This is a genomic window from Alkalihalobacillus trypoxylicola, from assembly GCF_001590785.1.
Taxonomy (GTDB): domain Bacteria; phylum Bacillota; class Bacilli; order Bacillales; family Bacillaceae_D; genus Alkalihalobacillus; species Alkalihalobacillus trypoxylicola.
Map to the genome: position 1 here is coordinate 1 of NZ_LTAO01000039.1, position 25,273 is coordinate 25,273.

At 35.6% G+C, this 25,273-nt stretch carries 28 protein-coding genes; 8 read left to right on the plus strand and 20 right to left on the minus strand.

Annotated elements, in window-relative coordinates; translation table 11 throughout:
* The coding region (locus AZF04_RS20835) for an IS3 family transposase (RefSeq protein ID WP_153017308.1) at positions 1–114 on the plus strand (114 nt) is incomplete at its 5' end.
* Between the two features lie 257 nt (positions 115–371).
* On the opposite strand, the gene AZF04_RS19135 is transcribed toward AZF04_RS20835, so the two are convergent.
* The 9 genes from AZF04_RS19135 to AZF04_RS19175 all read right to left on the minus strand — a co-directional run bounded on the left by AZF04_RS19135 (position 372) and on the right by AZF04_RS19175 (position 8,621).
* Positions 372–1,304, minus strand: coding sequence for an SPL family radical SAM protein (locus AZF04_RS19135; RefSeq protein WP_412459229.1), 933 nt, complete (start codon positions 1,302–1,304; stop codon positions 372–374).
* Positions 1,305–1,483: 179 nt separating this feature from the next.
* Positions 1,484–2,074, minus strand: a complete 591-nt coding sequence (gene clpP / locus AZF04_RS19140) for an ATP-dependent Clp endopeptidase proteolytic subunit ClpP (RefSeq protein ID WP_061950160.1) — start codon at positions 2,072–2,074, stop codon at positions 1,484–1,486.
* Between the two features lie 18 nt (positions 2,075–2,092).
* Positions 2,093–2,827 carry an RNA polymerase sigma factor gene (locus AZF04_RS19145; protein WP_061950161.1) on the minus strand — a complete coding sequence of 245 codons (735 nt, stop codon included), beginning with the start codon at positions 2,825–2,827 and terminating at the stop codon, positions 2,093–2,095.
* Positions 2,828–2,943: 116 nt separating this feature from the next.
* Positions 2,944–3,204 carry a metal-sensitive transcriptional regulator gene (locus tag AZF04_RS19150; RefSeq protein WP_061950162.1) on the minus strand — a complete coding sequence of 87 codons (261 nt, stop codon included), beginning with the start codon at positions 3,202–3,204 and terminating at the stop codon, positions 2,944–2,946.
* A 131-nt stretch (positions 3,205–3,335) separates the two neighbouring features.
* Positions 3,336–4,670 carry a M48 family metallopeptidase gene (locus AZF04_RS19155; RefSeq protein ID WP_061950163.1) on the minus strand — a complete coding sequence of 445 codons (1,335 nt, stop codon included), beginning with the start codon at positions 4,668–4,670 and terminating at the stop codon, positions 3,336–3,338.
* Positions 4,671–5,112: 442 nt separating this feature from the next.
* A complete protein-coding gene (gene tatC, locus AZF04_RS19160; protein WP_061950282.1) occupies positions 5,113–5,850 on the minus strand; it encodes a twin-arginine translocase subunit TatC in 738 nt (245 codons plus the stop codon).
* Positions 5,851–5,892: 42 nt separating this feature from the next.
* Entirely contained in the window at positions 5,893–6,093 is a 201-nt protein-coding gene (tatA, locus tag AZF04_RS19165; protein ID WP_061950164.1) for a twin-arginine translocase TatA/TatE family subunit, read from the minus strand.
* Between the two features lie 19 nt (positions 6,094–6,112).
* On the minus strand, positions 6,113–7,828 hold the full coding sequence (locus tag AZF04_RS19170; protein ID WP_061950165.1) for a GMC family oxidoreductase: 1,716 nt from the start codon (positions 7,826–7,828) through the stop codon (positions 6,113–6,115).
* Positions 7,829–7,847: 19 nt separating this feature from the next.
* Positions 7,848–8,621: a gluconate 2-dehydrogenase subunit 3 family protein gene (locus AZF04_RS19175; RefSeq protein WP_061950166.1), complete on the minus strand. Its 774-nt coding sequence runs from the start codon at positions 8,619–8,621 to the stop codon at positions 7,848–7,850.
* 209 nt (positions 8,622–8,830) lie between these two features.
* Here AZF04_RS19175 and AZF04_RS19180 point away from each other — a divergent pair, with 209 nt between their 5' ends.
* Positions 8,831–10,201 carry a hypothetical protein gene (locus AZF04_RS19180; RefSeq protein ID WP_061950167.1) on the plus strand — a complete coding sequence of 457 codons (1,371 nt, stop codon included), beginning with the start codon at positions 8,831–8,833 and terminating at the stop codon, positions 10,199–10,201.
* A gap of 73 nt (positions 10,202–10,274) precedes the next feature.
* On the opposite strand, the gene AZF04_RS19185 is transcribed toward AZF04_RS19180, so the two are convergent.
* The 3 genes from AZF04_RS19185 to htpX form a co-directional block, all read right to left on the minus strand.
* Positions 10,275–10,634, minus strand: coding sequence for a Na-translocating system protein MpsC family protein (locus tag AZF04_RS19185; protein ID WP_061950283.1), 360 nt, complete (start codon positions 10,632–10,634; stop codon positions 10,275–10,277).
* Between the two features lie 52 nt (positions 10,635–10,686).
* Positions 10,687–11,946, minus strand: a complete 1,260-nt coding sequence (locus AZF04_RS19190; RefSeq protein ID WP_061950168.1) for an L-lactate MFS transporter — start codon at positions 11,944–11,946, stop codon at positions 10,687–10,689.
* A 738-nt stretch (positions 11,947–12,684) separates the two neighbouring features.
* Entirely contained in the window at positions 12,685–13,590 is a 906-nt protein-coding gene (gene htpX, locus AZF04_RS19195) for a protease HtpX (RefSeq protein ID WP_061950169.1), read from the minus strand.
* A 166-nt stretch (positions 13,591–13,756) separates the two neighbouring features.
* Between htpX and AZF04_RS19200 the strand changes: the two genes are divergently transcribed.
* On the plus strand, positions 13,757–14,629 hold the full coding sequence (locus tag AZF04_RS19200) for a putative RNA methyltransferase (protein ID WP_061950170.1): 873 nt from the start codon (positions 13,757–13,759) through the stop codon (positions 14,627–14,629).
* Positions 14,630–14,763: 134 nt separating this feature from the next.
* On the plus strand, positions 14,764–15,228 hold the full coding sequence (locus AZF04_RS19205) for a hypothetical protein (RefSeq protein WP_061950171.1): 465 nt from the start codon (positions 14,764–14,766) through the stop codon (positions 15,226–15,228).
* Between the two features lie 18 nt (positions 15,229–15,246).
* On the opposite strand, the gene AZF04_RS19210 is transcribed toward AZF04_RS19205, so the two are convergent.
* The 3 genes from AZF04_RS19210 to AZF04_RS19220 form a co-directional block, all read right to left on the minus strand.
* A complete protein-coding gene (locus AZF04_RS19210; RefSeq protein WP_061950172.1) occupies positions 15,247–15,789 on the minus strand; it encodes a GrpB family protein in 543 nt (180 codons plus the stop codon).
* Between the two features lie 33 nt (positions 15,790–15,822).
* Positions 15,823–16,716, minus strand: coding sequence for a helix-turn-helix domain-containing protein (locus AZF04_RS19215; RefSeq protein WP_061950173.1), 894 nt, complete (start codon positions 16,714–16,716; stop codon positions 15,823–15,825).
* A gap of 165 nt (positions 16,717–16,881) precedes the next feature.
* Positions 16,882–17,367 carry a GNAT family N-acetyltransferase gene (locus tag AZF04_RS19220; protein ID WP_268753436.1) on the minus strand — a complete coding sequence of 162 codons (486 nt, stop codon included), beginning with the start codon at positions 17,365–17,367 and terminating at the stop codon, positions 16,882–16,884.
* Positions 17,368–17,900: 533 nt separating this feature from the next.
* Between AZF04_RS19220 and AZF04_RS19225 the strand changes: the two genes are divergently transcribed.
* The 3 genes from AZF04_RS19225 to AZF04_RS19235 are packed head-to-tail and all read left to right on the plus strand — an operon-like array spanning position 17,901 to position 19,031.
* A complete protein-coding gene (locus AZF04_RS19225) occupies positions 17,901–18,266 on the plus strand; it encodes a hypothetical protein (RefSeq protein WP_061950175.1) in 366 nt (121 codons plus the stop codon).
* Between the two features lie 22 nt (positions 18,267–18,288).
* Entirely contained in the window at positions 18,289–18,786 is a 498-nt protein-coding gene (locus tag AZF04_RS19230) for an RNA polymerase sigma factor (RefSeq protein ID WP_061950284.1), read from the plus strand.
* Complete coding sequence (locus tag AZF04_RS19235; protein WP_061950176.1) at positions 18,786–19,031, plus strand: hypothetical protein; 246 nt, start codon at positions 18,786–18,788, stop codon at positions 19,029–19,031. Before AZF04_RS19230 ends, AZF04_RS19235 begins: the two co-directional genes overlap by 1 nt.
* Here the strand turns inward: AZF04_RS19235 and AZF04_RS19240 are convergent.
* From AZF04_RS19240 to AZF04_RS19260, 5 genes are all read right to left on the minus strand, one after another.
* Positions 19,028–19,357, minus strand: coding sequence for a hypothetical protein (locus tag AZF04_RS19240; RefSeq protein WP_153017309.1), 330 nt, complete (start codon positions 19,355–19,357; stop codon positions 19,028–19,030). The two genes, AZF04_RS19235 and AZF04_RS19240, sit on opposite strands and share 4 nt — an antisense overlap.
* 425 nt (positions 19,358–19,782) lie before the next feature.
* Positions 19,783–20,325: an NADPH-dependent FMN reductase gene (locus AZF04_RS19245; protein WP_061950178.1), complete on the minus strand. Its 543-nt coding sequence runs from the start codon at positions 20,323–20,325 to the stop codon at positions 19,783–19,785.
* A gap of 782 nt (positions 20,326–21,107) precedes the next feature.
* Positions 21,108–22,775, minus strand: coding sequence for an ABC1 kinase family protein (locus tag AZF04_RS19250; protein WP_061950179.1), 1,668 nt, complete (start codon positions 22,773–22,775; stop codon positions 21,108–21,110).
* Between the two features lie 56 nt (positions 22,776–22,831).
* On the minus strand, positions 22,832–23,161 hold the full coding sequence (locus tag AZF04_RS19255) for a phasin family protein (protein WP_061950285.1): 330 nt from the start codon (positions 23,159–23,161) through the stop codon (positions 22,832–22,834).
* Between the two features lie 156 nt (positions 23,162–23,317).
* The gene (locus AZF04_RS19260; RefSeq protein ID WP_061950180.1) at positions 23,318–24,073 is read right to left on the minus strand and encodes a MerR family transcriptional regulator; all 756 of its coding nucleotides are present in this window, start codon (positions 24,071–24,073) and stop codon (positions 23,318–23,320) included.
* 148 nt (positions 24,074–24,221) lie between these two features.
* Between AZF04_RS19260 and AZF04_RS19265 the strand changes: the two genes are divergently transcribed.
* A complete protein-coding gene (locus tag AZF04_RS19265) occupies positions 24,222–25,205 on the plus strand; it encodes a sodium:calcium antiporter (RefSeq protein WP_061950181.1) in 984 nt (327 codons plus the stop codon).
* Positions 25,206–25,273 lie beyond the last annotated feature (68 nt).

Consider the following 25,273-nt stretch of genomic DNA (forward strand, 5'->3'; position numbering starts at 1 on the left):
TTTAAACAGGAACTAAAAGAATACATGGATTACTATAATAACCAACGTATTAAGACCAAACTAAAAGGCAAGAGTCCTATACAGTACCGAACTCTTGCCCAACAGTTTTCTTAAACATAAGCTGTCTAACTTTTGGGGTTCACTTCAGTCCGGTGGGGTGGCGCCGAACTAACTTTTTTTTAAAAAGTGGATTTCGGCATGGCCACTATTTCCCACTGGAGTCTCCGTGCCTTGTGTTCGCTAGCTTACGTCTTTCCTTTCATCTCCACTTTTCAAAAAAACCTCCATTATCAACAGTAAGGAGGGTTCATGGTTCGTTCTGATGTTTGTATCCATTACACAACAATTCAATTTTCGCAATAGGATTTTCTTTAAAAGCAACTTCTGTCACAGCCTACATTAAAAACCTTCTTTACTAATATAAATGCATCGGGAGAATAAGCGGTTCTCATTTTCTCATAAACCTGCAAATGAACATGATTTCCATACCATAACTCTCTCTCTTTCTCTTCATATAGCTCGCTTATTTTTAACCTTTCCGTTCTCTTTCCACCACTTCCATCTCCACTGAAAAAATCATCTAGTACAATACGATTCACTAGCTGAGATAAACGAAAAGGGAATTGTTCGCTAAATGGGAGAATCGGGGCAACCGCAACCTGAACAGGAATACCATTTTCCCTTAGCTGTTCAACAGCTTTCATTCTTGCCTGAATAGGCGGAGATTGGGGCATAAACCTTTTTCGTACCGAATCTAAATCTGTTTCAATAGACATACTGACCCTAACTTTATCCTTCAACGTTACTAAAAAATCGATATCCCTTACCACTAATGGACTTCTAGTTTGCAGTAATAGAAAGTCTGGAGGCTGTTTCGCCATTACCTCTAATAGACTTCTTGTTATGTTCTCTTTATACTCTAAAGGCTGATAAGGGTCCGTACTTGATGACATAAAAATAGTAATACTTTGGTCTTTATCTCTAAGCTTAAGGAGCTCTTTTTCTAATAGATTAGCCGCAGTTACTTTTTTGTCTACCCATCTTCCCCATTCTTCACCTCTAAACAAGCCTACAGGACTTTGCCTGACATAACAGAACGAGCATGCAAATTGACAGCCAATATAAGGATTTAAAGTATGCGAATAACGAGACAAAAATCCAGAAGCCGGTGTTAGTATTTTCTTTGGAAAGCTTTCATTTATATTAACGAATTCTTTCATTTCATCACCTTCTTTTTCCCCATCGTATAATGAATCCCTAGTGATAACAACATTTCGCAAACAAGAGGCTGAAACAATAAGCATGAATGAAGAGCTCCACACATGTTAGGTGTACGGCTGTTCGTTCTCCCAAAACACTCCTCTTTCATAAAGAGTTCAACAGAACCCTCCTTCTTTCCAAAAGAAGGAGGGTTCATTATTCGTTATATGAGATAATTTGAAAACAGGCTTTCTTCAATTACAAATTATCTATTCCTCGCAAATTATGCCGATTTATTTTGAATAATGGAATCAACAATCCCATAATCTAACGCTTCATCTGCACTCAAAAAGAAATCGCGATCACTATCTTTTATAATTCTTTCGTAATTTTGACCTGTCCGTTCCGCTATAATATGATTTATTTTCATCTTGTTTCGTAATATTCGCTTAGCCGAAATTTCAATATCTGTCGCCTGACCCTGAGCTCCACCACTCGGTTGATGTATCATGACCTCTGAGTTAGGAAGAGCAAATCGTTTCCCTTTTTGCCCAGCTATCAAAAGGAGCGCTCCCATAGATGCAGCAAGCCCTGTACAAATAGTCTGGACATTAGGTTTTATGAACTGCATCGTATCAAAAATCGCCATTCCTGCAGTGACCGACCCACCTGGGCTATTGATATATAAAGAAATATCTTTCTCTTCATCATCAGCTGCTAAAAAAAGAAGCTGGGCTACGATACTATTACCTACTTGGTCATCTATTTCTGAGCCTAAAAAGATAATTCGATCCTTTAATAATCTCGAGTATATGTCATACCCTCTTTCACCCATCTTCGTCTGTTCAATTACATGAGGAATAAAGTGACTCATATCCAACTCTCCATTTCTCTAAGCTATTTTTAAAAATTTGAAGTGAGACTCCTCTTTTAACTGACACTCATTACGGTTTATTCTAAGTTTGCTCAGTTGCTTCGCACGAACTAAAGGTAAATAATCTTCTTCTGCCGCTAGCATGATAAGCGATTCGATATCTTGGTTTCGCATAAGCTCTATAAATGTACTTACTCTTAAAGCTTGATTACCATCTAACTTGTCATCGTTATTAAAGCGATGCTTTTTAAGTCTCTCACGAGCGCGATATAATGCAGACTTTATGGCTCCTTCAGTCGTTTTTAAATATGAGGCTATTTCAGTACTTTTAAACTGATAAACGTCTATTAATAAAATAAGTAATTGTTGTCGACTCGTAAGATGGCTGACCAAAACAGTCAGTGCTACTTCAAGCTCACTGAAATACTCTTTCTCTTCCTGCTTCAACAAATCTTGGTCTATTGGAACAGTTGAGATTTTTGAATTTTTCCTCCACCTATCAACCCACATGCTATTGGCAATTTTCTTCAAGTAAGAAGTATTAATAGCTTTGGTTGAATCTAGAATAATCCCAGCCTTAAGAAAGGTTTCCTGTGCTAATTCCTCCGCTTCCCACTTCTCACCTACTAAATGCAAGCAATAATGATAAATTTGTGGATAATAAGCTCTGTATGTTTCTTCAAAGCCCATTAGGAAACTCTTTCTTCTCCTTTCTTTTGATTGGTTGGTGCCCTTGATGGAAAGTATTTGCATAGTAACCCTCCTTATAAGCTTTCATGTATATAAACGAATTATATGGTCTCAAAGATACGGTTCAAAAAAAAATAACTGCGGTAATCACACACACAGTTTCGTTTTTACTATTCTCACTAGCGACTTTTAACAAGGAGTTGAATCGCTTCCTCAATCAAATCTTCTTGTTTTGTGGTTGAATCCGTATGCTCTAGTAAGCTATTTTCTAAATTTTTCGCTACAATATAGGCTTTAGCTACATCAAGTGCAGAAGAAGCTGCTGTTAATTGAGTGATCACTGCTTTACAGCTTTTTTCATCCTCCATCATTCTCAATACTCCTCTTAATTGTCCTTCTACTCTCTTCAGCCTATTCATCATCTCTTTAGAATACTCCATTCAACCACACCACCTAATTGTTTTATTAAAGTGTACTACAAAAAAAAGCAGTCATAAAAGCTTAATGGCTTTGCAAAACATGAAAAAGCTAGAGAACAAGAATGTACTCGTATCTCTAGCCTAATATTTATTTATTGCCCATTTTGTAAGGCTTCATATAGTTCCTCTTCTGTTTCTACTTCCATCCAACTAAACGCGCTATCTCCATCCAAATCAGTTAGTGATGGATCAGCACCATATTCTAATAATAGTAAAGACGTATCATACTCATAAAAATAGACGGCTAATACTAGTGGGCTCGTTTCATAATCATTAACTATGTTAGGGTTCGCTCCTGCCTCTAATAAAATCTCCGTTATTTCATAATTGTACACAGAATGATGAAGGGCTGTATATCCATCTTCATCTTGCTCATTTACATCAACGCCAGCTTCAATTAATTGATTTACTTCATCTATATCAAGGTCATTTACGGCTATCATTAACTCTGACATGCCATCGTTAGTTAAGTTCCAACTATTGTAGTCATCCTCTAGTCCAAAATCTAATCCCCAATCCATGCCAACGTCGTCTTCATACCAATCCAAAAGTAACCTCTCATAAAAGGCACCTCCGAATTGTAGACTTCCGAAGAACAGGAGATACGTAACAATCATGCTTAGTACAATTATTAGCACGCCGCCAAACACTTTACCAGGTCTTTCTTTATAGATTGGTTGCTCTAATTCCCCCATAAATACGTTCACAGATTGGATGCGCTTTGGCAGATTAGGGTGTGAGGAGAAAATTTCACTAAGCCAAACGGCCCCGTGAGATTCGCTCGAAATTTGCTCCATATAGGCTCTTTCATTGACATCTTGATACACTTTTTTTCCAACACTTAATATCGTCAAGGCCCGTTTTGCTGCAATACCATTATTCGTAAAATAGGCTGCCTCTCGATCGCATGTATACTCACACGAGCGACTGTAAGCTTGACTTAGAAAAGGAAAAATTTTAGCTGGTGTAATCAAAACGTTTTTCCAAACATGGCGACGCTTCACATGAGACAGCTCATGGGCAATGATGAAATCCAACTCTTCTTTTCCTTGTTCACTTTTAAGGTCAAACACCTCAGAATAAAGAACGACCATATTACGACCCCAAAATCTTGTAGCAAAGGCATTTAAGGCTCCCTCTGACTCTATTACAAAAATATCTGGAACTTTCTCTAGCTTCATTTTAGTTGCTATTTCAACTACACGTTCATATACTTCAGGAAATTGCCCTTCCGTCACTCTGACACCATTTCCACGAATGGATCCAAGCATCATTACATTCATAATAAACACAACTGCAAAAATAAGGACAAGGATTCCGATACCTACAATCGATAAAGCGGCTAAAATATAAATAATAATACTAACTATTAGAGACAATACGAAGTAAACCGTCTCTCTCGATGATGCAATATTCTCTTGTTTCAATACGTTCTTCCTCCACAAATTTAATAAACTCTATAACGTTTAAATTATATGAGAAAGTGAACACATATAAAAGAAAAAAATACAAAATTTAACGTTTATTATAAGAAAGAACTAATTTCTTTATTTAAAATTTGCAAAAGATAGATAAAAGTTGAAAAAGAAAAGTACCTCTTCCGACTAAAATAGGGCAACTACTTTTAAGCTTAATATGGTATGTAATGAATTTATACACAATAAAAAACAGGCCCTTCCTTCTTTTGAAAAATTCTCTTTGAGAATACTTATTCTAGCGGACAGAAGACAAGAAGACTTCTGTCTGATTATGTGCCGAAACTATTTTAATTTGCCGATTCATTCATTTTTTCCTTAAACCAGAAAAAGGTGCTGTCTCCTTATCAGACAGCACCTTTTAAGTAGGTTCCGTTGTTGACCATTCATTCACTTACTCCCATTCAACTTTGAGCAATTCCTTTTGTTTTTTCTTGTACATTACTTTTGATAATAATACACCGAGCTCATATAGCATCATGAGAGGAATTAATACTATGATTTGGGATATAAAGTCTGGTGGTGTGATCATCGCCGATATTACAGCCATAAGAATGTATCCATATTTCCTTATCTCTTTTAATTTTGAAGGGGTTACGAATCCAATGGCCGTTAAAAACATTAATAATAAGGGAACTTCAAATAAAAATCCTAATGGTATGGTCGTCATCATGAGAAAAGAAAAATACTCTTTTGCTGTAATCATGACATCAAAATTTTGTACACCTAAGCTCATCAAAAAGTGATAAACAGTCGGGAATATAACAAAAATGCCAAATGTTAAACCAAGAATGAAGCTCAAAAATATACTTGGAATAAAGGTTAAAGCCATCTTCCCTTCCTGCTCGGTTAAGGCAGGCCTTGCAAATTTCCAAACTTGATAACCAATAAAGGGAGCTGAAAGACCTAAGCTAAGACTTCCAGCAATACCTGTATAAAATCGAATAACATCTAATGGCCCGAGCATGACAAGCTTATGTTCATTTGTTAATAATGGAATGACTTTATTTATATACAATAAAACTCCTATAAAACAAACGACAAAAAAGACGACGGAGTAAATAACTGATTTGCGAAGATCGGTTAAGTGTTCTACTAACGTTTGTTCGGATGAAAGCTGTTCACTCTGCATGTTCTCATTCCTTTTTTGATTCATGCCTCATAAGAAATTTTTTTATTTCTTGCCCTCTTCTGAACTTTTCTCTTTTTCGGAAGCTGTCTCATCAGACATGATATTATTAGCTGACTTTTTGAACTCTGATAACGTTTGTCCAAAAGCGGCCCCTATTTCAGGCAACTTTTTTGGACCAAAAATGATTAAAGTAATCACTAATATTATAATCAATCCCGGAATTCCAATATTGGGTATACCCATATTTAACCCTCCTTTTGAATTAAACTAGACTGCCACCATCTTTTAAGTATCTTAGCATTCCTTCTACCGCTCTATAAGCTAAGGCTCCTACCGTCCCTGTTGGATTATATCCACTATTATGAGGAAAGGATGATGCACCTACGACAAACACATTATCATGGTCCCACATTTGTGAGTAATTATTAACAGCAGATGTATTTGGGTCATCGCCCATAATGACACCGCCTGTATTATGAGTTGTCTGATATGGAACAATATCATAATTTTCTAAATTACTTCTCTCACTTACTTCTGTAGCACCCATTTCGAGAAGGATTTCTTCTATTTTTTCTCCTATATAGCTGTGAAGATTCCGGTCTTGGTCTGAAAAATTATAAGTCATTCTTAGAAGTGGATATCCGTAAGCATCCTTATAGGTCGGATCTAAATCTAAATAATTACTCTTTACAGGCATAGAAGCTCCCTGAGCAACACAGCTGATAGACTTTGTATAATACTTAATCGACTGTGCTTTAAATTCACTTCCCCAGGTCGGGGTTCCTGGTGGGACATTATTCGATGCGATAGGTCTTGCACCTGTTTGTGTAATCGCAATGTTTCCACCATGAATGAAATCTAAATCTACATGATCAAAATTATCGCCATTAAAATCATCAATACATGCTCCTAAAGCTCCAGCTCCCATAAAAATATTAAATTGATCTTCTTCAAAAAACCCTGTTACACCTGGTAAAATTTGATAGCAGTAATTTTTCCCAATTACCCCTTCACCTGTAGATGGGTTATAAGGTTTACCTAAATTAGAATTTAATAATAAGCGAGTATTGGTCATAACATAGCCGGTTACGACAACTATATCAGCTGGTTGGATAAATTCCTCTTGAGTTTTTGTGTCAATAAACCTTACCCCTACCGCTTTACCATCTTCCTGGAGAATTTCTACCACATTTGCAAAGTTGCGTAATTCGAAATTCCCTGTTTCTTTCGCAAACGGAATAACCGCTACAGTCGGATCTCCCTTTGCTCCATATTCGCAGCCAAACCTTTCACAGAATCCGCAATATTGACAGGCAGCTAATGTAGCTCCGTATTGATTCTCGTATGTTTGGCTCATATTAGCTGATGGAACATGATAGGGGTTATATCCTAATTGATCGGTCGCATCCTTAAACTTTAACGTAATAGGTGTATCCTTCATTGGTGGATTCGGATATTCCTGAGAACGAGGTCCTCCTAAGGGATTTTCTTCACCACTAATTCCAGAGGCTTTTTCAAACTCATAAAAATACGGTTCTAATTCTTCGTATGTGATTCCCCAATCCTGAATAGATAAGCCTAGCTCATCTACTTTTTCCTGACCGTACTTTTCAATCGTTTTCGAACGAATTTCGAAATCATATGGTAAAAATCGAAAGGTCTGTCCATTCCAATGAACTCCTGCACCACCTGATCCCTCTCCTAGAAGAAAGGAACCCATTTGTCTCATTGGAAGTGCTCGTTCATCATCGTCATGGCGAAATGTAACCGTTTCCTTTGATAAATCTTGCATTAGTTCATATCGAATCCCATATCTTAACTCGTCGTGAACAACATAGTAATCCTTTAAACTACGACCCTTTCCTCTTTCTAAACCAATAACCTCAATGCCCTCTTTTGCCAATTCTGCCGCAATAATAGAGCCAGTCCATCCCATTCCAACAATAATTGCATCCTTTTTTGGTAATGTCGTTGCCATATTTGTAGCCTCCTAATCTTTAATGATGGTCGGTATAAGAACGTAAACTTGATGGTTCTATCTCGATAAATTCCTCTGACTCAATTTGACCTAAATAACTCATCTGATGGCCAGGGAAGCTTTTCATTTTCCAGCCCTCCATGTTCTTATTACCACCATAGGCTGGATCTGCATAAACTCCTTCTAAAGTCGCTGATCTTAATAATCGAAAGAATACATTCGATGTGACTCCATGCATCTCTATTTCACCACTAGCTAATTGAGTAAGTATTTCATTCTGCTGCTCTTCCTCTAATTCAACAAAAGCGGTATCAAATAGACTCATACTAGTCCTTTCGATAGCTGAAATACCCTCATCGAATACTTCATGCCTTTTTAAAGCCGTTTGATACCCTTGATACTGCGTGCCCGGAAAAAATGGACCTTGCATGTACTCTCTTGCATTATGTCCCCAGGATCCTGCTAGCTGATGGTCGATAAAAAAGGGTACACCTAAACTGATAGCCCCGGGTCCATTATCATCCTCTGGAAAAATTCTTTCACAGGCGGCTTCTAAAATGGCAAACCGTTCTAGATTAGAAAAGTAGAGTGGAGCTTGTTGAAAGTCTATCGATTCTCCCATTTGTTCTCCGCCTGTTTCTGGAGAAACAAGCTCTCCACCATTTCTCGTATTGGAGCCAATTAAGCCTCCTACAATTCCCCCTCCTACAAGACCCCCTGCAACTAAACCAGAGTTTCTTATAAAACGACGCCTAGACATTGTTTTTTGTTTATCTTGCTCTGTCAAAATCATTCACATCCTTGTAATAGTTTCAAAATTAAAAAGTGTTATCCTCAATTTCCCCTCAAATGGCAATTTTATGTAGATAAAAAGTTAACTTTATTTTCCATTTCGAATTCAATAGCTTTCAGAAACAAGAATGGCTTGATTCGAACTACACTCCCCTACCTTTAAGAATCAGGCCATTTATGTTATATTTACAAAAAAGGAGGTCTTTTTATATGAAGAAGGCTGGTTGGATACTACAGGTAAAGAAGGACGAGATATCGTTACAAGAAAAAGAAATATTTCTTTATCAACAAAGTAAAGTGGTCACTGCTGTGGGATCTGATCAAAATAAATATTTATTATTCTTTTATAAAAATCGTTTTCTAAACATCATACCCTCGACCTCAGCAAAGAAGAGTACCTTTCTTTACGAAATAAAAAAGCACGGAAAACGAGTTCCCGCCCTTTATCCACTATTAACAAAATGGCTGCCTGCTCATACAAAAATCAAATCTCTTCCCGCTCAGCCCTTTATCCAGAAAATAAAAGACCATTATTCGCTAGAAGAAGCTATTTTAGTTATAAGCCAATTAGACTGTTGGTTAGATGCATCCTTATTAAAACAACTCATACATGACACGTTTCTTCAATTACGTAGAGGCGGGAAATTACAGGCTGCTTATCGGTTAGGCATGCTACTAGATGCTAGATCCTTTCAAAAGGATTGGGTCCATTCACTCATCAGTCAACCTGATTATAAGAATGCTGCCCAGATTTACCAAAAACCCCTTGAAAGCCTGTACAACGATGATCCCATTTTTGTAGAGCAAAAAAGTTACCTCTTACTTTCAAAATACGATTCTCTTCTTTTTAAATTATATGAAGAACAGCATCGTACGAATGATTCCATTCTTTTACACACCATTCTTTTTTTAGAAAATCCAACAAACCCTAAAGATTTACTTCAAGCTTTAACCAAACACTTAAACAAGATGGAAATCGTCATGATTTTATTAACGATTAAAAAAAGAATACCGACTTCCTCCACCCTTCATTCTGAGCTTCTTCGTTACTTGTTACAGCTAGGAGAAGAAAAGCAAGCTCTCAAGCTTTACTTCGCTAGTCAATTGGAATTAGATCTCATAGAAAAAGAAAAACTGCTCGCTATTCTTGAAGAAACGGATCATCCAAAATATGACTTATTATTAGTTGAGCCAGATAAGCTATCATATTTGATATCGGGGTCACCACGTAAATTCCAAGCTATCGTTGAGAAATATTTACCATCCTATTTAAATAAATATAGCTTAGAGGATATCCATGATTGGCTTGGGAAGCTTTCTATAAAAGAGCCTTTACCAATAAAAAATAACATTGCTAAAATGATTGAGTGGTCAGATAATCCAGAGAAGCAATTAGATTTAGGTCACCTATCTTATCAATTGAAGCTCTACGATAAAGCGGTAGAGTGCTTTAGCTGGGAAGTAGAATTGAACCCTGAAAATAAGGAGCCTTTAAGTTGGTTAATGAAGTCCTATCAGCATTTAGGAAAAAAAGAAGAGGCTAAGTGGTGTAATAAATTATTATTAGAACAACGAAGTTAAAAAGTTTTTTTCTTACAACCTAAAAAAGGCTGTCCATTCAAGTCACTATATGACCTGAGCGACAGCCTCATTTTTAGGATGAAAACTTCTTCTCAATATCCTCATCAAATACAAAAATCGACATTCCAAAATCTCTTTCAATATCAATATCTACAAATAAATGTAAAAACCTGCACTGCAATAGTCTCTCCATCTCTAAAGGAGGATTTTTTCGATACATTCCCTTAACCATTTCTGTCCTAGCAGCCCTTAGCATTTGTTTCCCCTCATCAGCTGTCGCAATAAATTTCTCAACAGGTGAAAGGTTTCCCTCCATTTCACATATCGCCCAATTCTTTGTAAAGGTCGTCTTAATTTGACTTGGCCCTTTTCCCATATGCTTTTTTCGATGAGATTTTACTAAGTTACTAAATTCAGCTTCATACCTTTTTATCATTTTTAGATTCGCTCCCCTCAACCTTTGAAAGCGAATCAACATTCTCTGCTTAGCTAGCTAATTTTTCTTTCACTTTGACCGCTTCCTTTATACTCTTTATATCTATTCTTATCATAAGAGAAACGATTAAAGCAACTACAAACAGTCCACCAAAAATGTACAAAGTCCCTGCATAGCTATTAGTTGCTTCTTTCACCCATGAAGCAATACTTGGTCCAACAAGACCAGCAGCGGCCCACGCAGTTAATATATATCCATGAATAGCACCGAGCTGCTTCGTTCCAAAGATATCACCAATATATGCTGGCACGGATGAAAAACCGCCACCATAACAGGTCATAATTAAAAATAATACCAACTGAAAAACAAGGACAGAACTAATATTGGGTAATAAGAAGAAGGCAACCATTTGAATAACAAAAAAAGTAGAGTATACAAGCGGTCTTCCTAAATAATCTGAAATCGTTGCCCAGCCAATACGTCCAAGACCATTAAAAACACCCATGAGTCCTACCATTGTTGCAGCCACCGCAACGGATACCCCTAAAAGCTCTTGTGCCATCGGAGAAGCAATAGAGAGAATGGCAATTCCACAAGTGATATTAATAAAGAGCATTGACCATAGAAACCAAAATCGTTTCGTCTTAATTGCTTGATTAGCGGTTAATTGAGCCAAATCAGCTTTCACAGAACGTTTTCCTTCTTGAAAGCCTTCCATATAACCGACAGGTGGTTTTTCTAAGTATAATGAAGAGGTAATCATAATGCAGAAGTAAGCTCCTCCTAATATAAAGAAGGTAGATGGTATTCCGACTGCATCAATCATAAAAGCGATAACAGGACTAGCGACCATAGAAGCGAACCCAAATCCCATAATGGCTAAACCAGTCGCTAGACCTCTACGATCTGGAAACCATTTGACTAAAGTTGAAACAGGTGTGATATAACCAACCCCTAATCCAATTCCACCTAGCACCCCATAGCATACATACAATAACCAAAGTGATTCAATAGAAGTGGCAAAGCCTGCTCCTAGCATTCCGATCCCAAAAAAACTGGCAGCTACCAACCCTGATATTCTAGGTCCATATTTTTCAACAAAATGACCCATAAAAGCGGCCGATAACCCTAGAAAAAGAATGGCAATACTAAAGGTGAGCGAAACAGCACTCAATTCCCATCCATAAGTTTCTATTAAAGGATTTGTATACACACTCCAAGCATAAACAGAACCGATTGAAATATGAATTCCAACAGCGGATAAAGCAATAAGCCAACGATTTTTAAGCTTTTTCTCTCTTATATCCATCTCCAAACTCCTCCTTTTTTATTGAGATCAATCATATAAAAAAATCGCCACACTTTATTAAAACGAATAGGCAAAATAATGCACATACGCTCTAATGAAGCACGACGATTAGATTAAGCAGGATACGCTACTTAACGACCAATTTTTATCGTAATTTTTTATTAGATTAAGTCTAAACAGGTTCGCTATCTAAATCTTAATCTTATGTTTCCTTACTTACATTTTAAGCTTTAAAAAAAGTGGTTTCAATGGCTTTCACCCTATGTTCATGTAAAAGACATCTATCACTCCCTCATAATAAAACACTTACAATTCTTGCCTCAATGTACGCTTAAAAAGTTCCTCTACTAATGAATTCATGATATTTTTATGTCTTTTTATATGGATTGTTCTCAATTTTGTGCTTTTTTTATGCAAAAAAGACTGAGAGGAAATGCAAGCGGAGAAATCTAAAAGATTTAGGTTTCTTGCTTCCCTAACAAACCCCGCTAGAGTCCATCTTGCACAAAGAATCTATCCGTTCAACAGAAAGAGTCAGGGACAATACCCCATGAATGAATGATTCCACCATTTTAGGTCCCCGCCTGTTCACTTCCACAAGCACACTTTTCCATTTAATCATTCAAAAAAACCCTCCATTTTTCACAGTAAGGAGGGTTTATGGTTCGTTCTTGATGTTTGCATCCATTACACATCATTTCAAATATTGCTATATGAGATGATATAAAAACAGGTACTTTACATTTGCTCTAAACGGGAAATTCTATCATCAATATCTGGGTGTGTGGAGAAAAGACTTCCTCGTTTCTTACTACTAATTTTCATCGTTTGAACAGCAGAGTCATCACTGCGGTCATTTTTCATGGAAGCTCGTTCTATATGTACCTTTAATGAACGAAGGGCGTGAGCCATTTTATCTCTACCAGCTAAATCGGCACCGCCACGGTCTGCATGAAACTCTCTATGTCGAGAGTATGCATTGACGACAAGGCTTCCTAAAATGGATAATAAAATATCAAAGATAATTAAGGTAGCAAAATGAACAATAAAACGATATTGATCAGGTACCGCTCTTGAAGCAACGGTTGCAATAATTCTGGATATAAACACGACAAATGTGTTAATAACCCCTTGCAGTAGCGTCATTGTTACCATATCACCATTTGCGATATGAGCCACTTCATGAGCAATAACACCCTCTACAGCATCATTATCCATTTCGTTTATTAAGCCCGCAGAAACAGCTACTAATGAGCGTTTTTTAGTTGGGCCTGTCGCAAAAGCATTCACTTCTGGCGAATGATAAATCCCCACTTCAGGCATATGCGTTAAACCAGCAGCTCGAGATAAGCGGTGAACCTTTTCGACAATATCACGTTCTATAGCAGATAATGATTCATCAGGATTTAAGATTTTTACCTTCATCATTTTCTTTGCTACCCATCTAGACATAGCAAGGGAAATAAAGGCACCTGTAAAACCTACAAGAATAGAAAATATACCGATGGCTAAAAAGTTAATACCTTGTTCAGTTGAAAAACTTAAGTCCAAAGGTGTTAAAGTAGTAATAGCCGTCCAAACGACTAAAATCGTAACCATCACGGCAACGTTTGTCACTAAAAACATTAAAATACGCTTTCCCATACAAATCCTCCTGTGATAATAATAATTATTATTTTAACACGAAATATCTATTAGGAAGTATCCAATTTACAAAAACATAATTTCACATGAAGTACATTCGCCTATTCTAGTAAGTCTCTCTATGATAAACTTCAAATACAGAATTTGTTTCATAAGAGGTGGTCTCATGACAAAAAGCAAAAAAATACGCAGTGCTGAAGCTGTTAAAAAAATACAATCGATGTTCTCTTGTCCTTATTGTTCTACTTCAATGACTGTAGTAAATCTACAAAGTTTAGTGTGCCAAAATCGCCATACCTTTGATTTTGCCAAACAAGGATACCTTAATTTACTTCGAGCAAGTCCAAACAACCAATATAATCAAAAGTTATTTCTAGCGCGCAAAGAAATGATTATAGAAGGGCAATTGTTTGCGGAATTGCATAAAAAAATTTCTGAAATCATTACTAACTATTTTCAAAGAGAAAACCATATAACGATGCTTGATCTTGGATGTGGTGAAGGCTCTCATCTAGAAATGATCGCCAAGCAAATGATTCAAAATGTAACGGGTATAGGTATGGACATTTCAAAGGAAGGAATTTTACAGGCTTCCAAAAGCTATGATGATTATACTTGGATTGTGGGGGACCTTACTCACTCACCGTTTTCTAATCATAACTTAGATGTTGTTTTAAATATTCTGTCACCATCCAATTATCTAGAATTTTCAAGGTTGCTAAAGTCAGAAGGGCTTCTTATAAAGGTCATACCACGAAACCTCTATTTAATAGAATTGAGACAATTTTTTTATAACGATGAGGACACAAATACCTATGATAACCAAAAAACAACCAAACGATTTTCTGAGCATTTTAATCATTACGAAACGTTCACGATTACATATGAAAAAGAATTAAAACCTGAATCTTTTTCAAATTTAGTTGAAATGACACCACTGACCTGGTCTGTATCAGAAACAAAAATAGCACAATTTCTTCAGGATCCTCCCCCAAAGATAACGGTCGATTTTGATGTGTTAGTTGGCTATAATCATTAACACTGATCTTATACGATCCATTTTTTTGCTGATTTAGCCACTTCTCTTTTCCTCTTTCCTTAGAGAAAAAGGTAGAGCAGTACCTATCAAAGCATAGAACGAGTTCTTTATCATAAAAAGGAGATTTAAATAAAATGAAAACAATGAGCAGTGGACCTTGGATCATTGAGGTTAACCTTGAAAAAAACAAAGAATGGTATGATGAAAATCCTACTATTAGCTGTACTTGTGATTATTGTGCTAATTATAAATTAGCTTGTGATACATTTCCTTCCTCTGTAAAGAATTTTTTTAATACGCTAGGGATTGACCCTCAAAAGGAAGGAGAAGTTTCGCATTATGTTGAAAACGAGGATGGAACTCATCTTTACAGTGTGTTCTATCATTTTTATGGGGCGATCATAAAAGGACCCAAAAAGGAAGGAACTTACCACAAACTCCCGCATTCATCATTTGGGAAGAATGAAAGTATTGACATTGGACTTCATACCGACTTAGAATTAGTCCCTTCATCTATGACTGAACCGGTTATTCAATTAGAAATTGCAGAAATATTGATTCCTTGGCTGTTAAAAAAAGAAGAGGATGTAAACTCCTAGGAGCTACTTCCTCTTTTTTTATAACACATGTTTTAAGCTTTTAGTATTTTTCTTCGACCATAAATGTGCTTGTTCAGCAATGCTCTTTACCATTTGTTGTTTTTTACTTTGATAGTCATCATGACTGTGAGGGTACCGTTTTAGTAAACTCCATTTCAGTTGTCCATATTCCTTTGCCACATCTGCATGTTCAAGTAGATAATGCTTAAAATTCAGATGAGTGACAATTTGTGGGTGACCCTCTTCGAAAATATGAACATGATGGGTTCGATTATTTCCACCCTTTTCGAAGTATCTCCTTCCTTTAATACCGTTCTCTCCTTTCGTTTCATATCCTAAATCATTCATCTCACTATGATGATTTGCAACACATTCAATTTTTGAAACAATTATTAATATGTCAATAATCGGCTTAGCGCAACCAACCGTTGCAATCGATGTACTACCAATATGATGAATGTCTATACAATCTTCTTTAAATATATCTTTCAGTTTTACTTCTTCTAATAAGAATAGAACCTTCCATTCTTCACTCCACGGCTGAATATTTGTTTTTCTCATCTCAACCTTCCTTTCAAGCACATTCTCATCTACTTAAAGTGTATCTGATTCAAAAGTTAAGTTGACTGGTTCTTCATTCATATCAGTTGTATAATCCATATTGGTCGTGGGAACGGTTAAGTCTACTTCCTCAAATTTAAGATTATCGATCCAAATATGGCCCCGACCTGCTAACAATGCCCCAAAAGAAATAGAGCTGCTTTCCGCGGATACATCTAAAATGATTTCATAATAATTCCAATCCGTATCTTCTGTTACAGAACGATTATTCATATTATCAAATTGAAGTACATCTCCAAATCGGCTATCAACCCTCATCCAAAAAGCCGCTGAGCCTTCTAAATCCTTGGTTTTTAAAAAGCCTGATAGCTTTACTCTTTTATTTAAAAATCGCTCTGCTTTAAATTGTTGCATAAGCGTTCCAAATTCATCTGCTGTATGCGACTCTTCCTTTTTTGATTTTAAATAACCTGAACTTCTGCCTTTATGAAAGGTTTGATGATCGATTCCAATTTCATATAAATTTGTGTTGGTTCCACTTAAAATCCACCCTTTTAAATCTTCAGACTTCATTTTTACGTCCTCCTTATGATAGACAATTTTTGAAATAATTTTTCTATACTTTCCTGGGGGAAGGTGATACATCCTTTGGAAAGCCCTCGTAAAAGCTTCCTGTGATTCAAAACCATAATAAAATGCGATATCTATTATTTTTTCTTCTGAAAATAATAGCATTTTGGCTGCATTGGTTAATCTTCTACTTCGAATATAGTCCATTATGCTTTCGCCGATTATACCCTGAAAAATACGATGAAAATGATATTTTGAGTATCCAACATGTTTTGCGATTATATCTACCGTCAATTCTTTTTCTAAATTGCCTTCTATAAATGTAATACTCTCATTTATAGCTTTTTCGTATTTCATACTCTCACTCTCCCCCTCAAAACCATCATACTAAAATGCCTTTGTCTATTTTTGATTTACTTTGCTTTTTTATAAAGAATCATTTCCAAACAAAAAAACCAACAACACTATGCTACAAGTGCTTGGTTTTTGAATGGTTTATCCAATATATATTCAGGGTGTTGATTACATCCTCGATGATCTTCTTTCTAATAAAATGGTATCTCGCCATTTGCCATCTAGCTGAGCAATTTTCTCTCTTCTCCCGACAACACGAAACCCATTGGAGCGATGAATATGTAAGCTTGCTTTATTTTCAGGAAAAATATTTGCTTGCAGAGTCCAGATTCCGTTCTTTTCACTTTCTTTCACTAAATGCTCTAATAATTTTTTCCCTAATCCTTTTCCACCATGCTTTAAAGCCACATAAATGCTTACTTCTGCTACACCTTTATAGACCTCTCGATTAGATACGGGACTAAGAGCCGCCCAGCCTAGAACCTCCAAATCATGAACAATCATAAAACGGCAAAACGTCAGATGACTTTTATTCCATTCTTCCCATATCGGTGCTTTAAGTTGGAAGGATGCATTTCTTGTTTGTAAGCCTTCTTCATAAATAGCGTGAATATCGTTCCAATTCTCCTCATCAAACCTATCAATTCTTAACACATCCACCCCTCCATCCACTTTTATAGATAATTAAATATTCAAAATATAACATAGAAAGTGTCAATTCTCAATGAAGATTTTTATTTATCTAATTGAATCAATTTCATCATTCCTATCTTATAATGAAAACCTAGCGATTAGGTGTTTGATTTTCACTATAGGTAGTTGCTTTCCCAAGGGCTTGTTTTCAGCTAACTCCGACTACGCAGAGCTTCGTCAGAGTGGATCTTTAAACGGCGCTGATCCTTTGGGAGTCACTACCTACCGTTACAATCAAGTACATTTTTATAATGAATGTTTGGTTTTATTCACTTAAACCCATTCATCATTTTTATCTTTTAATGAAAACCGAACGATTAGGTTTTTGAAATTCACTTTAGGTAGATGCTTTCCCAAGGGTTTGTCGTCAGCTAACTCCGCTCCGACTACGAAGTACATCGTCACATACGTAATCATTTATTTAAATTTTTATGAACCTTTTGCTTCTGTTATTTGTATAGTTAGTAAAAAGTAAAAGAAAAGGGGATGTTTTAATGGGTTTCGGATGGATTTTATCTTTAATAGTCGTTTTTATATGGATTGTGGTTATCTTATTAATTGCCATTCCAATGGATCGTAAATATATCGTAAGAACTAATGGGAAAATTGATTATAAAAAAACTACGATCTTTTTACGTTGGAATGTTTTTGATACATTAACTCTTGTTTTGGCTATCTATACGATTATTTGTGTTCAAACACTAAATTTACTAGTTTCTTTTGGCCAGAACGCAGAAAATTCATTTGTTCAGTTCTTTACCAATCAATCACAAGCCTTTGTTATTGTCACCATTGCATACTTGTTCTTTAGGCTTACTAATACATTAAAATCTGTTCAAGCAAGATGGGAACACGAGTAAAATGAAAAGTAATGAAGAGTATATGCTAGATTATATTAACGGAAATAAAGATGCTCTAGAAAAGTTATATGAACAATTGCAAAAGCCACTTTACAGCTTTTTATTTCGTTATACGCGTGATGAGCAACTGAGTATGGATATTGTTCAAGATACATTTGAACAGCTTCAGAAGAAGAAAAACTATTTTGATTCAACTAAAGGTCGGGTACAATCCTATTTATTTCAGATAGCTTATCGCTTAATGCTTAACAAATTAAATAGACGTAAAAAATGGCAATCCATTTTACCCTACCTTACTCCAATGACACCATTATTTACTAATGATGATCAGATGACCATACAGGAAGCTTTACTAAAATTACCAGAAAAACAAAGAGCTGTCATTATCCTTGCTTATTATCATGATTTAAATCAAGAAGACATCTCTTCTATTCTTTCTATCCCAAAAGGAACTGTGAAATCACGCCTTCACACCGCAATATTACGTTTAAAAGAACTACTTAAGGAGGATTACTTATAATGAAGGATTTTATCAATCAAGAGCCAAAAATAAAGAAGAGGTTAGATGAAGATACATTTGAAATCCCAGATTTTTATATGAAGTCGAATGTTCCCAAAACCAATCAACTTTTACAACTTCTCGCTTCACCAACAAAAAATCCTCTTGAGTTGTTTGTTCGGCCTTCAAGAAGCTTTGTAACCGTTCAATTAATACCTGTTTTAATAGGTTTTATAATGACATTAGCTCCTTTCATTTGGATTTAAAACATCAATCCAAACGCCAAAACGACTACCACAAATAGAATTGTAAGAAGATTGATTGTAACAAGAGCGATACTAATAACAGCCACTTTCACATTTCTCATCTCTTTAAAGCTAAGCAAGCTTAAAAGAAAGGAAGGAATAGCAGCAGATAAAATGATGTAGAGTGGATGAAAAGACATTATTTGCTCTGTCCATCCTCGCATATTTCTATCAAAACTGACTGCATATAAGAATAGAAGAACAAGTGCTGTTATTATAACTGAAAATATAGTAATTTTTATTTGTTTCATATGAATCAGATCATTTATAGACTTAGACATTCTCACATCTTCCCCCTAAAAATAATGCGACAACAAAATGATTATCATACTATATTCTCATTCTTTTGCTTTAATCCTCTTTATTCAAAAAAAGCTCTACAAAAAAGTTTTTGTAGAGCTTTCACTATTCTATTCTAGTTGAATCAATTTCATCATTCATATCTTATAATGAAAACCTACTGATTAGGTTTTTGATTTCCACTTTAGGTAGATGCTTTCCCAAGGCTTGTCTTCAGCTAACTCCGACTACGCAGGGCTTCGTCAGAGTGGATCTTCAAACTGCGCTCATCCTTTGGGAGTCACTACCTATCGTTTCAATCAAAGAGTTAATAAACAAAGATTCAGATTCAATACATTTTTATAATAATTTTTCGGTTTTATTCACTTATAGAGCCATTATGAAAAATTCACCCAGTTAAATAAATGTTTAATTAATTGTGTTTTTCTACCCATTTTTTAAATAATGGTATGACTTTATCTAGGTATGCAAGCGTAGCCTCATCATTTATGTAGCCTTCTTCATCAACCTTCGACTGTATCCCAGCAATTTGAACATCATGGCCTTGGAATACAGGAGATAGGACACCCTTAGCAAATAAAATATCTCTTAAATGCAATTGTGCTCTTGCCGTTCCTAGCTGACTAGGAGAGACACCCATCATCCATGATGGTTTCCCTATCATTACGCGATCAACTCTTGATAACCAATCAATCGCATTTCCTAGAACACCTGGAATCGTTCCATTGTATTCTGGAGTAACCCAAATAACTGCCTTCGCTTCTTTTACCTGCTTCTTAAAATGATCGACCTCTTTTATCTGATCGTTTTCCTGGTCTGGATTATAGAAAGGAAGCTTTTTTATATCCAATATGTCTATTTCCAACTCTTTCTGATAACGGTCTTGTAGTAGCTTAGCAAGCTTTAAGTTATATGACTCTTGACGTATACTTCCAACAATAACAGCTATTTTCAAACCTCATCAACTCCATTCTATTTTAACCATTATTTTACCACTATTACGACGATTAAAGTACTAATCCATACGTTAAAAGTATTCTAATTTCCTCATAAATCAAATGTGGACCCTATGAGGCGATTTAATTTCTAATTCTCTTAAAAATCTTGTATATTACTAGAATCCCTAAAGTTATCAAAGAAATTCCAAATAAAAAGGCAACAATTAGTCCGCCAAAGAACAAGAAACTTTCTATATAACTGAATTCCTCCTCAAAAACATATGATTTTATATTTAATACAGGTGAATCTATTTCATCATTCCTATCTTTTAAAGAAAACGGAACGATTAGGATTTGATTTTCACTTTAGGTAGATGCTTTCCCAAGGCTTGTCTTCAGCTAACTCCGACTACGCAGGGCTTCGTCAAAGTGGATCTTCAGACTGCGCTGCTCCTTTGGGAGTCACTACCTACCGTTTCAATCAAAGAGTGAATTCACAAACATGTGTCTTTTAATGAAAACCTAATGATTAGGTTTTTGATTTTCACTTTAGGTAGATGCTTTCCCAAGGCTTGTCTTCAGCTAACTCCGACTACGCAGGGCTTCGTCAGAGTGGATCTTCAAACGGCTCTCATATAAAATTCTCATTTCCCTCTCCCTTTAGAACTGCATAAATAACCCATAAAACGAGAACTTAATTTATATCAAATTTTTCATTCGTATTTTTTAGAAATAGCTAAGCCTCTTATTAATAGGTTTTTAATAAAAAAGCACCTCCGTGAGCAAAACGGAAATGCTTTTAAAATCTCCCTGACTTTATAATTGAATAGAGTAACCAGATAAACATAAAAACAGCTATGATAAAGCCAATTTCTATAGCTGGCACATCCCATAGGAGCGATTCTTGATTAATAATCGCCGAGCCAATAATTAAACCAACCATAATAATACTAAAGGCTAATAACACGATACTAAAAGATAATCGGTTACTAATTTGATCAAGCTTTCTTAGAAAAATATCTACTCTTGGTACATCAACCTCAATAGGTATCTTCCCTTTATTTAAAATTTTACCTAACTCCCTCATTTGCTTAGGAGCATCAACAAAGATGTCCCAAAAATCAGTGATTTGCTCAATGGCTCCTTTGGCAAGCTGATCAGGACGATATTTATCAAATACAAGCTTACGTCCAAACGGCTCTGCTATATTCATAATACTAACCTCCGGATCTAATTTCTCAACTAGACCTTCCATTGTTAGTAAGGATTTTCCTACCAAAGTTAAATCTGACGGAATATGTATAGAATGATGCTGAGCTATTGAGAATAAGTCATTAACCGCTTCACCTAAACTAATATGACTTAAAGGAACATCGAGATATTTATCCTTTAGTAATTCAATATCCGCTTTTAATAATTCCATATCAACATTTTCTGGCACTGCCCCCATTCGAATAATCGCACGAACGACTCCATCGCTATTCTGTCGCATCATAGCAATAATTAACGAAGCAAAATTAGATTTCATTTGCGAAGATAGCTTCCCAACCATACCAAAATCCATGTATACAATTTTATCATCGTTTGTTACAGCTACATTGCCGGGGTGGGGGTCTCCATGAAAAAAGCCTGCTACTAACATTTGATGAAGCATGCTTTCAATAATTCTTTCAGCCAGCTTTTCTGTGTCAAAGCCTTTTTGTTTTAGATGCTTCACTTCATTCATTTTAATCCCATCCACATATTCCATCGTTAATACCTTTTTTGTGGAATAATCCCAAATCACATTAGGAATTTGAATAGTTTGATCGTTTTTGAATTGCTTCGCTATTCTTTCGGCGTTTCTTCCTTCTTTGTAATAATCTAATTCAGCTAATAGCGCCTTTGAAAACTCATCCAATACATCACTCATATGGTAGGTAGCTGCCCATTGTAAGCGTGCTTCGGCTAAGCGAGCTAGCTCTTGTAATATTTCCAAATCCGTTCTCATATCTTGTTCAATATTGGGCCTTTGAATTTTAACCGCTACTCTTTCACCTGTTTTTAATCTTGCTCTATGGACTTGCCCAATAGAGGCTGAACCGAGTGGAATCTCATCAAAGTCATCGAAGATTTCCGAAATCTCATGTACACCAAGCTCTTTCGCTATAATTTCTTTCACTTCTGAAAAAGAGAACGGAGAAACATGATCCTGTAATTTTTCTAATTCAGAAATAATCTCCTGTGAGAACAAATCAGGTCTAGTACTGGAAATTTGTCCTAGTTTAATAAAAGTTGGACCTAAATCTTCTAAAAATAGACGAATTCTTTCCCCTGTTGTTTTAGTGTGTATATCTTTAGGATTTTTTGTAAATAGTCGTTTAGGCAAAGAGATGATTTCGTGAAGACCCAGTTCCTTGATAAAGTATCCAAATCCATTTCGAGAGAAGGCTACAGCAATTTCTCGATAACGATGGAAATGTCGCATTCTCTTTTGAAATATAAAAAGCCCTCCTCTCTTAATGAACTTAGGTAAGTGTATTTCTACTCTATTTCTTTTTTCGCTCTGTCTTCTTTTAAAGCTTTTAATTCATATTCAAGAACTGTTATTCGTTGCTCCAATTTTTTGTAATCATCCATACTTACTAAGTTGAAATCCTGCATCATCTTTCTGACTCTTTCTGCAATCATATCATCTACTTTTTCTTGTCTTTCAGTCCCTTTTTCGATCATTTCATTTATAAATTGCTTCGATTCTTGTCGAGTCATTTCACCCTTTTTTACTAATTCATCTACCATCTTCTCCGCTTGCTCTTTACTAGCTGCAGCTAAGCCGAATCCTAGAGCCATTCCTTTTTTTATTGCTTCTTTCAAGATCATCATCTCTCCTTTCTTCTTTAATGAATTCTTCTTTTTACTATCATGAGGTTTTCCGATTTTACTAGCTATATACTTCATACATACCCTTAATGACCTTTATTCATTCCCTCTTTTTTATAATCCTTTTATAAAATTCATTCTGAAAAATCTTTATGCGTACTGTTTTATAGCTTCGGATAAAAATCCAACAACTTCATTCCCTGCGCGTTCATTGTAATACTTGGTAAAGCGCTGATCGCTTACATAGAGATCGGCTAATCCTTTATGAGCATCTGATGAATAATCTGACCATGTATACATTAGCCACTTCTTATGATACTCAAAAACATTTTTTGCCTCAGTTGATTCGATGTCTTTAGATTCTGCTAATTTTTCTAATTCTAAAAATAGCTTGCTCTCTAATTCTTGCATTTCTTTAAAGTCTTGCTTACTTAGTTTCATCCATTTTTGATTGGATGCCTCTACCTCTTTTTTTCCATATTGGTCCCGAATTTCTTTACCAAAATTTTCTTCATTCTCTGCTATCTTTTTTCTTTTAAATGCTTCAAATTTCTCTTCTATACTCATATGAATCTCTCCTTTATTCGATTTCAATGTTCTTTCTACCGTATCAATTAAATCATCTAGCTGTTTCCTTTTACTTTGTAATTGTTTATAGTGCATATGAAGAGCAGCCTCTATATCAAACTTTGGAGAAGAAATAATTCCTTTTATATCTTCTAACTTCATTTCTAATTCCCGATAAAATAAAATTTGTTGTAGCTTTGCTAACTCTCCTTCTCTATATATTCGATAACCAGATGAATTGACTCGAGCAGGCTTTAGTAAGCCAATCTCATCATAGTAGCGAAGCGTCCTTTTACTTATTCCTGATATTTTTGCAACTTGATTAATACTATATTCCATCCTTTTACCTCCTCTTGATTTCATCTTAAAGGGTCACGTTACGTTAAGGTCAATCATTTTATTTTTATTACTTCCATTAGTCAAACATTAAATACGCTCTACAAGGTTACACTACTGTTATTCCTAAATGAGGAGGGATTTTTCACTTATGGTTTTTGTTCTTTTTATCATCTCTGTCATTATTACCGTATATACGGCAACTAAAATTAGTCAATATGCAGATGCAATTAGTCGCTTATCCGGCTTTGGAACTTTGTTAATTGGTACGTTTCTTTTAGCAAGTGCCACCTCCCTACCAGAGGTCACTACAAGTGTTACGGCCGTTTTCCTAGACAACCCAGATATGGCTGTAGGAAATGTAATGGGTAGTAATTTATTTAATTTAGCTGTACTTGCTTGTTTTGATATGATTTATAGACGTAGGAGAATGTTAACGAACGTCCATAAGCAGCAGCGATACACCGCTTTATTTGGTATTATTATGACCCTCATCATCTCAATTGCACTATTTTATACCATTGAGATTCCATTTATTAAAGTTGGAATAGAATCTGTATTGCTTATTCTTCTATATTTATTAAGTATTTGGGTCATTAAAAAAGCGACTAACATAGGAAAGAAGAAAGTAGATGAAGAGATAAAGGAAACAAGTAAAAAAGAAGAAAAATATACTCTAAAAGGAGCTATAATTGGTTTTATTATATGCGCCTTTGTCATTTTATTAGCAGGTGTGCTTTTAACCTATGCAGGAGACCAAATTGCCATTATAACTGGTATAGGTTCTAGCTTTGTAGGAAGCTTTCTTATTGCCACAAGCACTTCTCTTCCCGAGGTCGTGACTGTCTATACAGCTATAAAATTAAACAATAATAATCTGGCAGCCGCTTCAATTCTTGGCAGTAATCTTTTCAATCTCCTCATTTTGTGTTTATGTGATTTCTTATATCCTGGTTCGATCCTGCAAGCGGCATCGACGGTACATATTACAAGCTCATTATTCCTTTTATTAAGTAGCATCTTAGTTGGATTCGGTGTTTATGCCGTAAATCGTAAACGTTTCTATACATGGCCTTCTTTAATAGTCGTCATCGTTTATGCTTTGGCTATGATTTTATTATACTTAAACGGCTAAGCTTATAATCAGCAGTACCTCCATTTATTGAATTAGTTGGGAATGTAAACACCAAAAGTTTATGATTT

Bases quoted from the DNA above. Each gene is read 5' to 3' on its own strand.
- AZF04_RS19135 (WP_412459229.1), bottom strand. From the start codon at position 1,304: ATGCTTATTGTTTCAGCCTCTTGTTTGCGAAATGTTGTTATCACTAGG.
- clpP (WP_061950160.1), bottom strand. From the start codon at position 2,074: ATGAGTCACTTTATTCCTCATGTAATTGAACAGACGAAGATGGGTGAA.
- AZF04_RS19145 (WP_061950161.1), bottom strand. From the start codon at position 2,827: ATGCAAATACTTTCCATCAAGGGCACCAACCAATCAAAAGAAAGGAGA.
- AZF04_RS19150 (WP_061950162.1), bottom strand. From the start codon at position 3,204: ATGGAGTATTCTAAAGAGATGATGAATAGGCTGAAGAGAGTAGAAGGA.
- tatC (WP_061950282.1), bottom strand. From the start codon at position 5,850: ATGCAGAGTGAACAGCTTTCATCCGAACAAACGTTAGTAGAACACTTA.
- tatA (WP_061950164.1), bottom strand. From the start codon at position 6,093: ATGGGTATACCCAATATTGGAATTCCGGGATTGATTATAATATTAGTG.
- AZF04_RS19170 (WP_061950165.1), bottom strand. From the start codon at position 7,828: ATGGCAACGACATTACCAAAAAAGGATGCAATTATTGTTGGAATGGGA.
- AZF04_RS19175 (WP_061950166.1), bottom strand. From the start codon at position 8,621: ATGATTTTGACAGAGCAAGATAAACAAAAAACAATGTCTAGGCGTCGT.
- AZF04_RS19180 (WP_061950167.1), top strand. From the start codon at position 8,831: ATGAAGAAGGCTGGTTGGATACTACAGGTAAAGAAGGACGAGATATCG.
- AZF04_RS19190 (WP_061950168.1), bottom strand. From the start codon at position 11,946: ATGGATATAAGAGAGAAAAAGCTTAAAAATCGTTGGCTTATTGCTTTA.
- htpX (WP_061950169.1), bottom strand. From the start codon at position 13,590: ATGGGAAAGCGTATTTTAATGTTTTTAGTGACAAACGTTGCCGTGATG.
- AZF04_RS19200 (WP_061950170.1), top strand. From the start codon at position 13,757: ATGACAAAAAGCAAAAAAATACGCAGTGCTGAAGCTGTTAAAAAAATA.
- AZF04_RS19205 (WP_061950171.1), top strand. From the start codon at position 14,764: ATGAAAACAATGAGCAGTGGACCTTGGATCATTGAGGTTAACCTTGAA.
- AZF04_RS19210 (WP_061950172.1), bottom strand. From the start codon at position 15,789: ATGAGAAAAACAAATATTCAGCCGTGGAGTGAAGAATGGAAGGTTCTA.
- AZF04_RS19215 (WP_061950173.1), bottom strand. From the start codon at position 16,716: ATGAAATACGAAAAAGCTATAAATGAGAGTATTACATTTATAGAAGGC.
- AZF04_RS19225 (WP_061950175.1), top strand. From the start codon at position 17,901: ATGGGTTTCGGATGGATTTTATCTTTAATAGTCGTTTTTATATGGATT.
- AZF04_RS19230 (WP_061950284.1), top strand. From the start codon at position 18,289: ATGCTAGATTATATTAACGGAAATAAAGATGCTCTAGAAAAGTTATAT.
- AZF04_RS19235 (WP_061950176.1), top strand. From the start codon at position 18,786: ATGAAGGATTTTATCAATCAAGAGCCAAAAATAAAGAAGAGGTTAGAT.
- AZF04_RS19250 (WP_061950179.1), bottom strand. From the start codon at position 22,775: ATGCGACATTTCCATCGTTATCGAGAAATTGCTGTAGCCTTCTCTCGA.
- AZF04_RS19260 (WP_061950180.1), bottom strand. From the start codon at position 24,073: ATGGAATATAGTATTAATCAAGTTGCAAAAATATCAGGAATAAGTAAA.
- AZF04_RS19265 (WP_061950181.1), top strand. From the start codon at position 24,222: ATGGTTTTTGTTCTTTTTATCATCTCTGTCATTATTACCGTATATACG.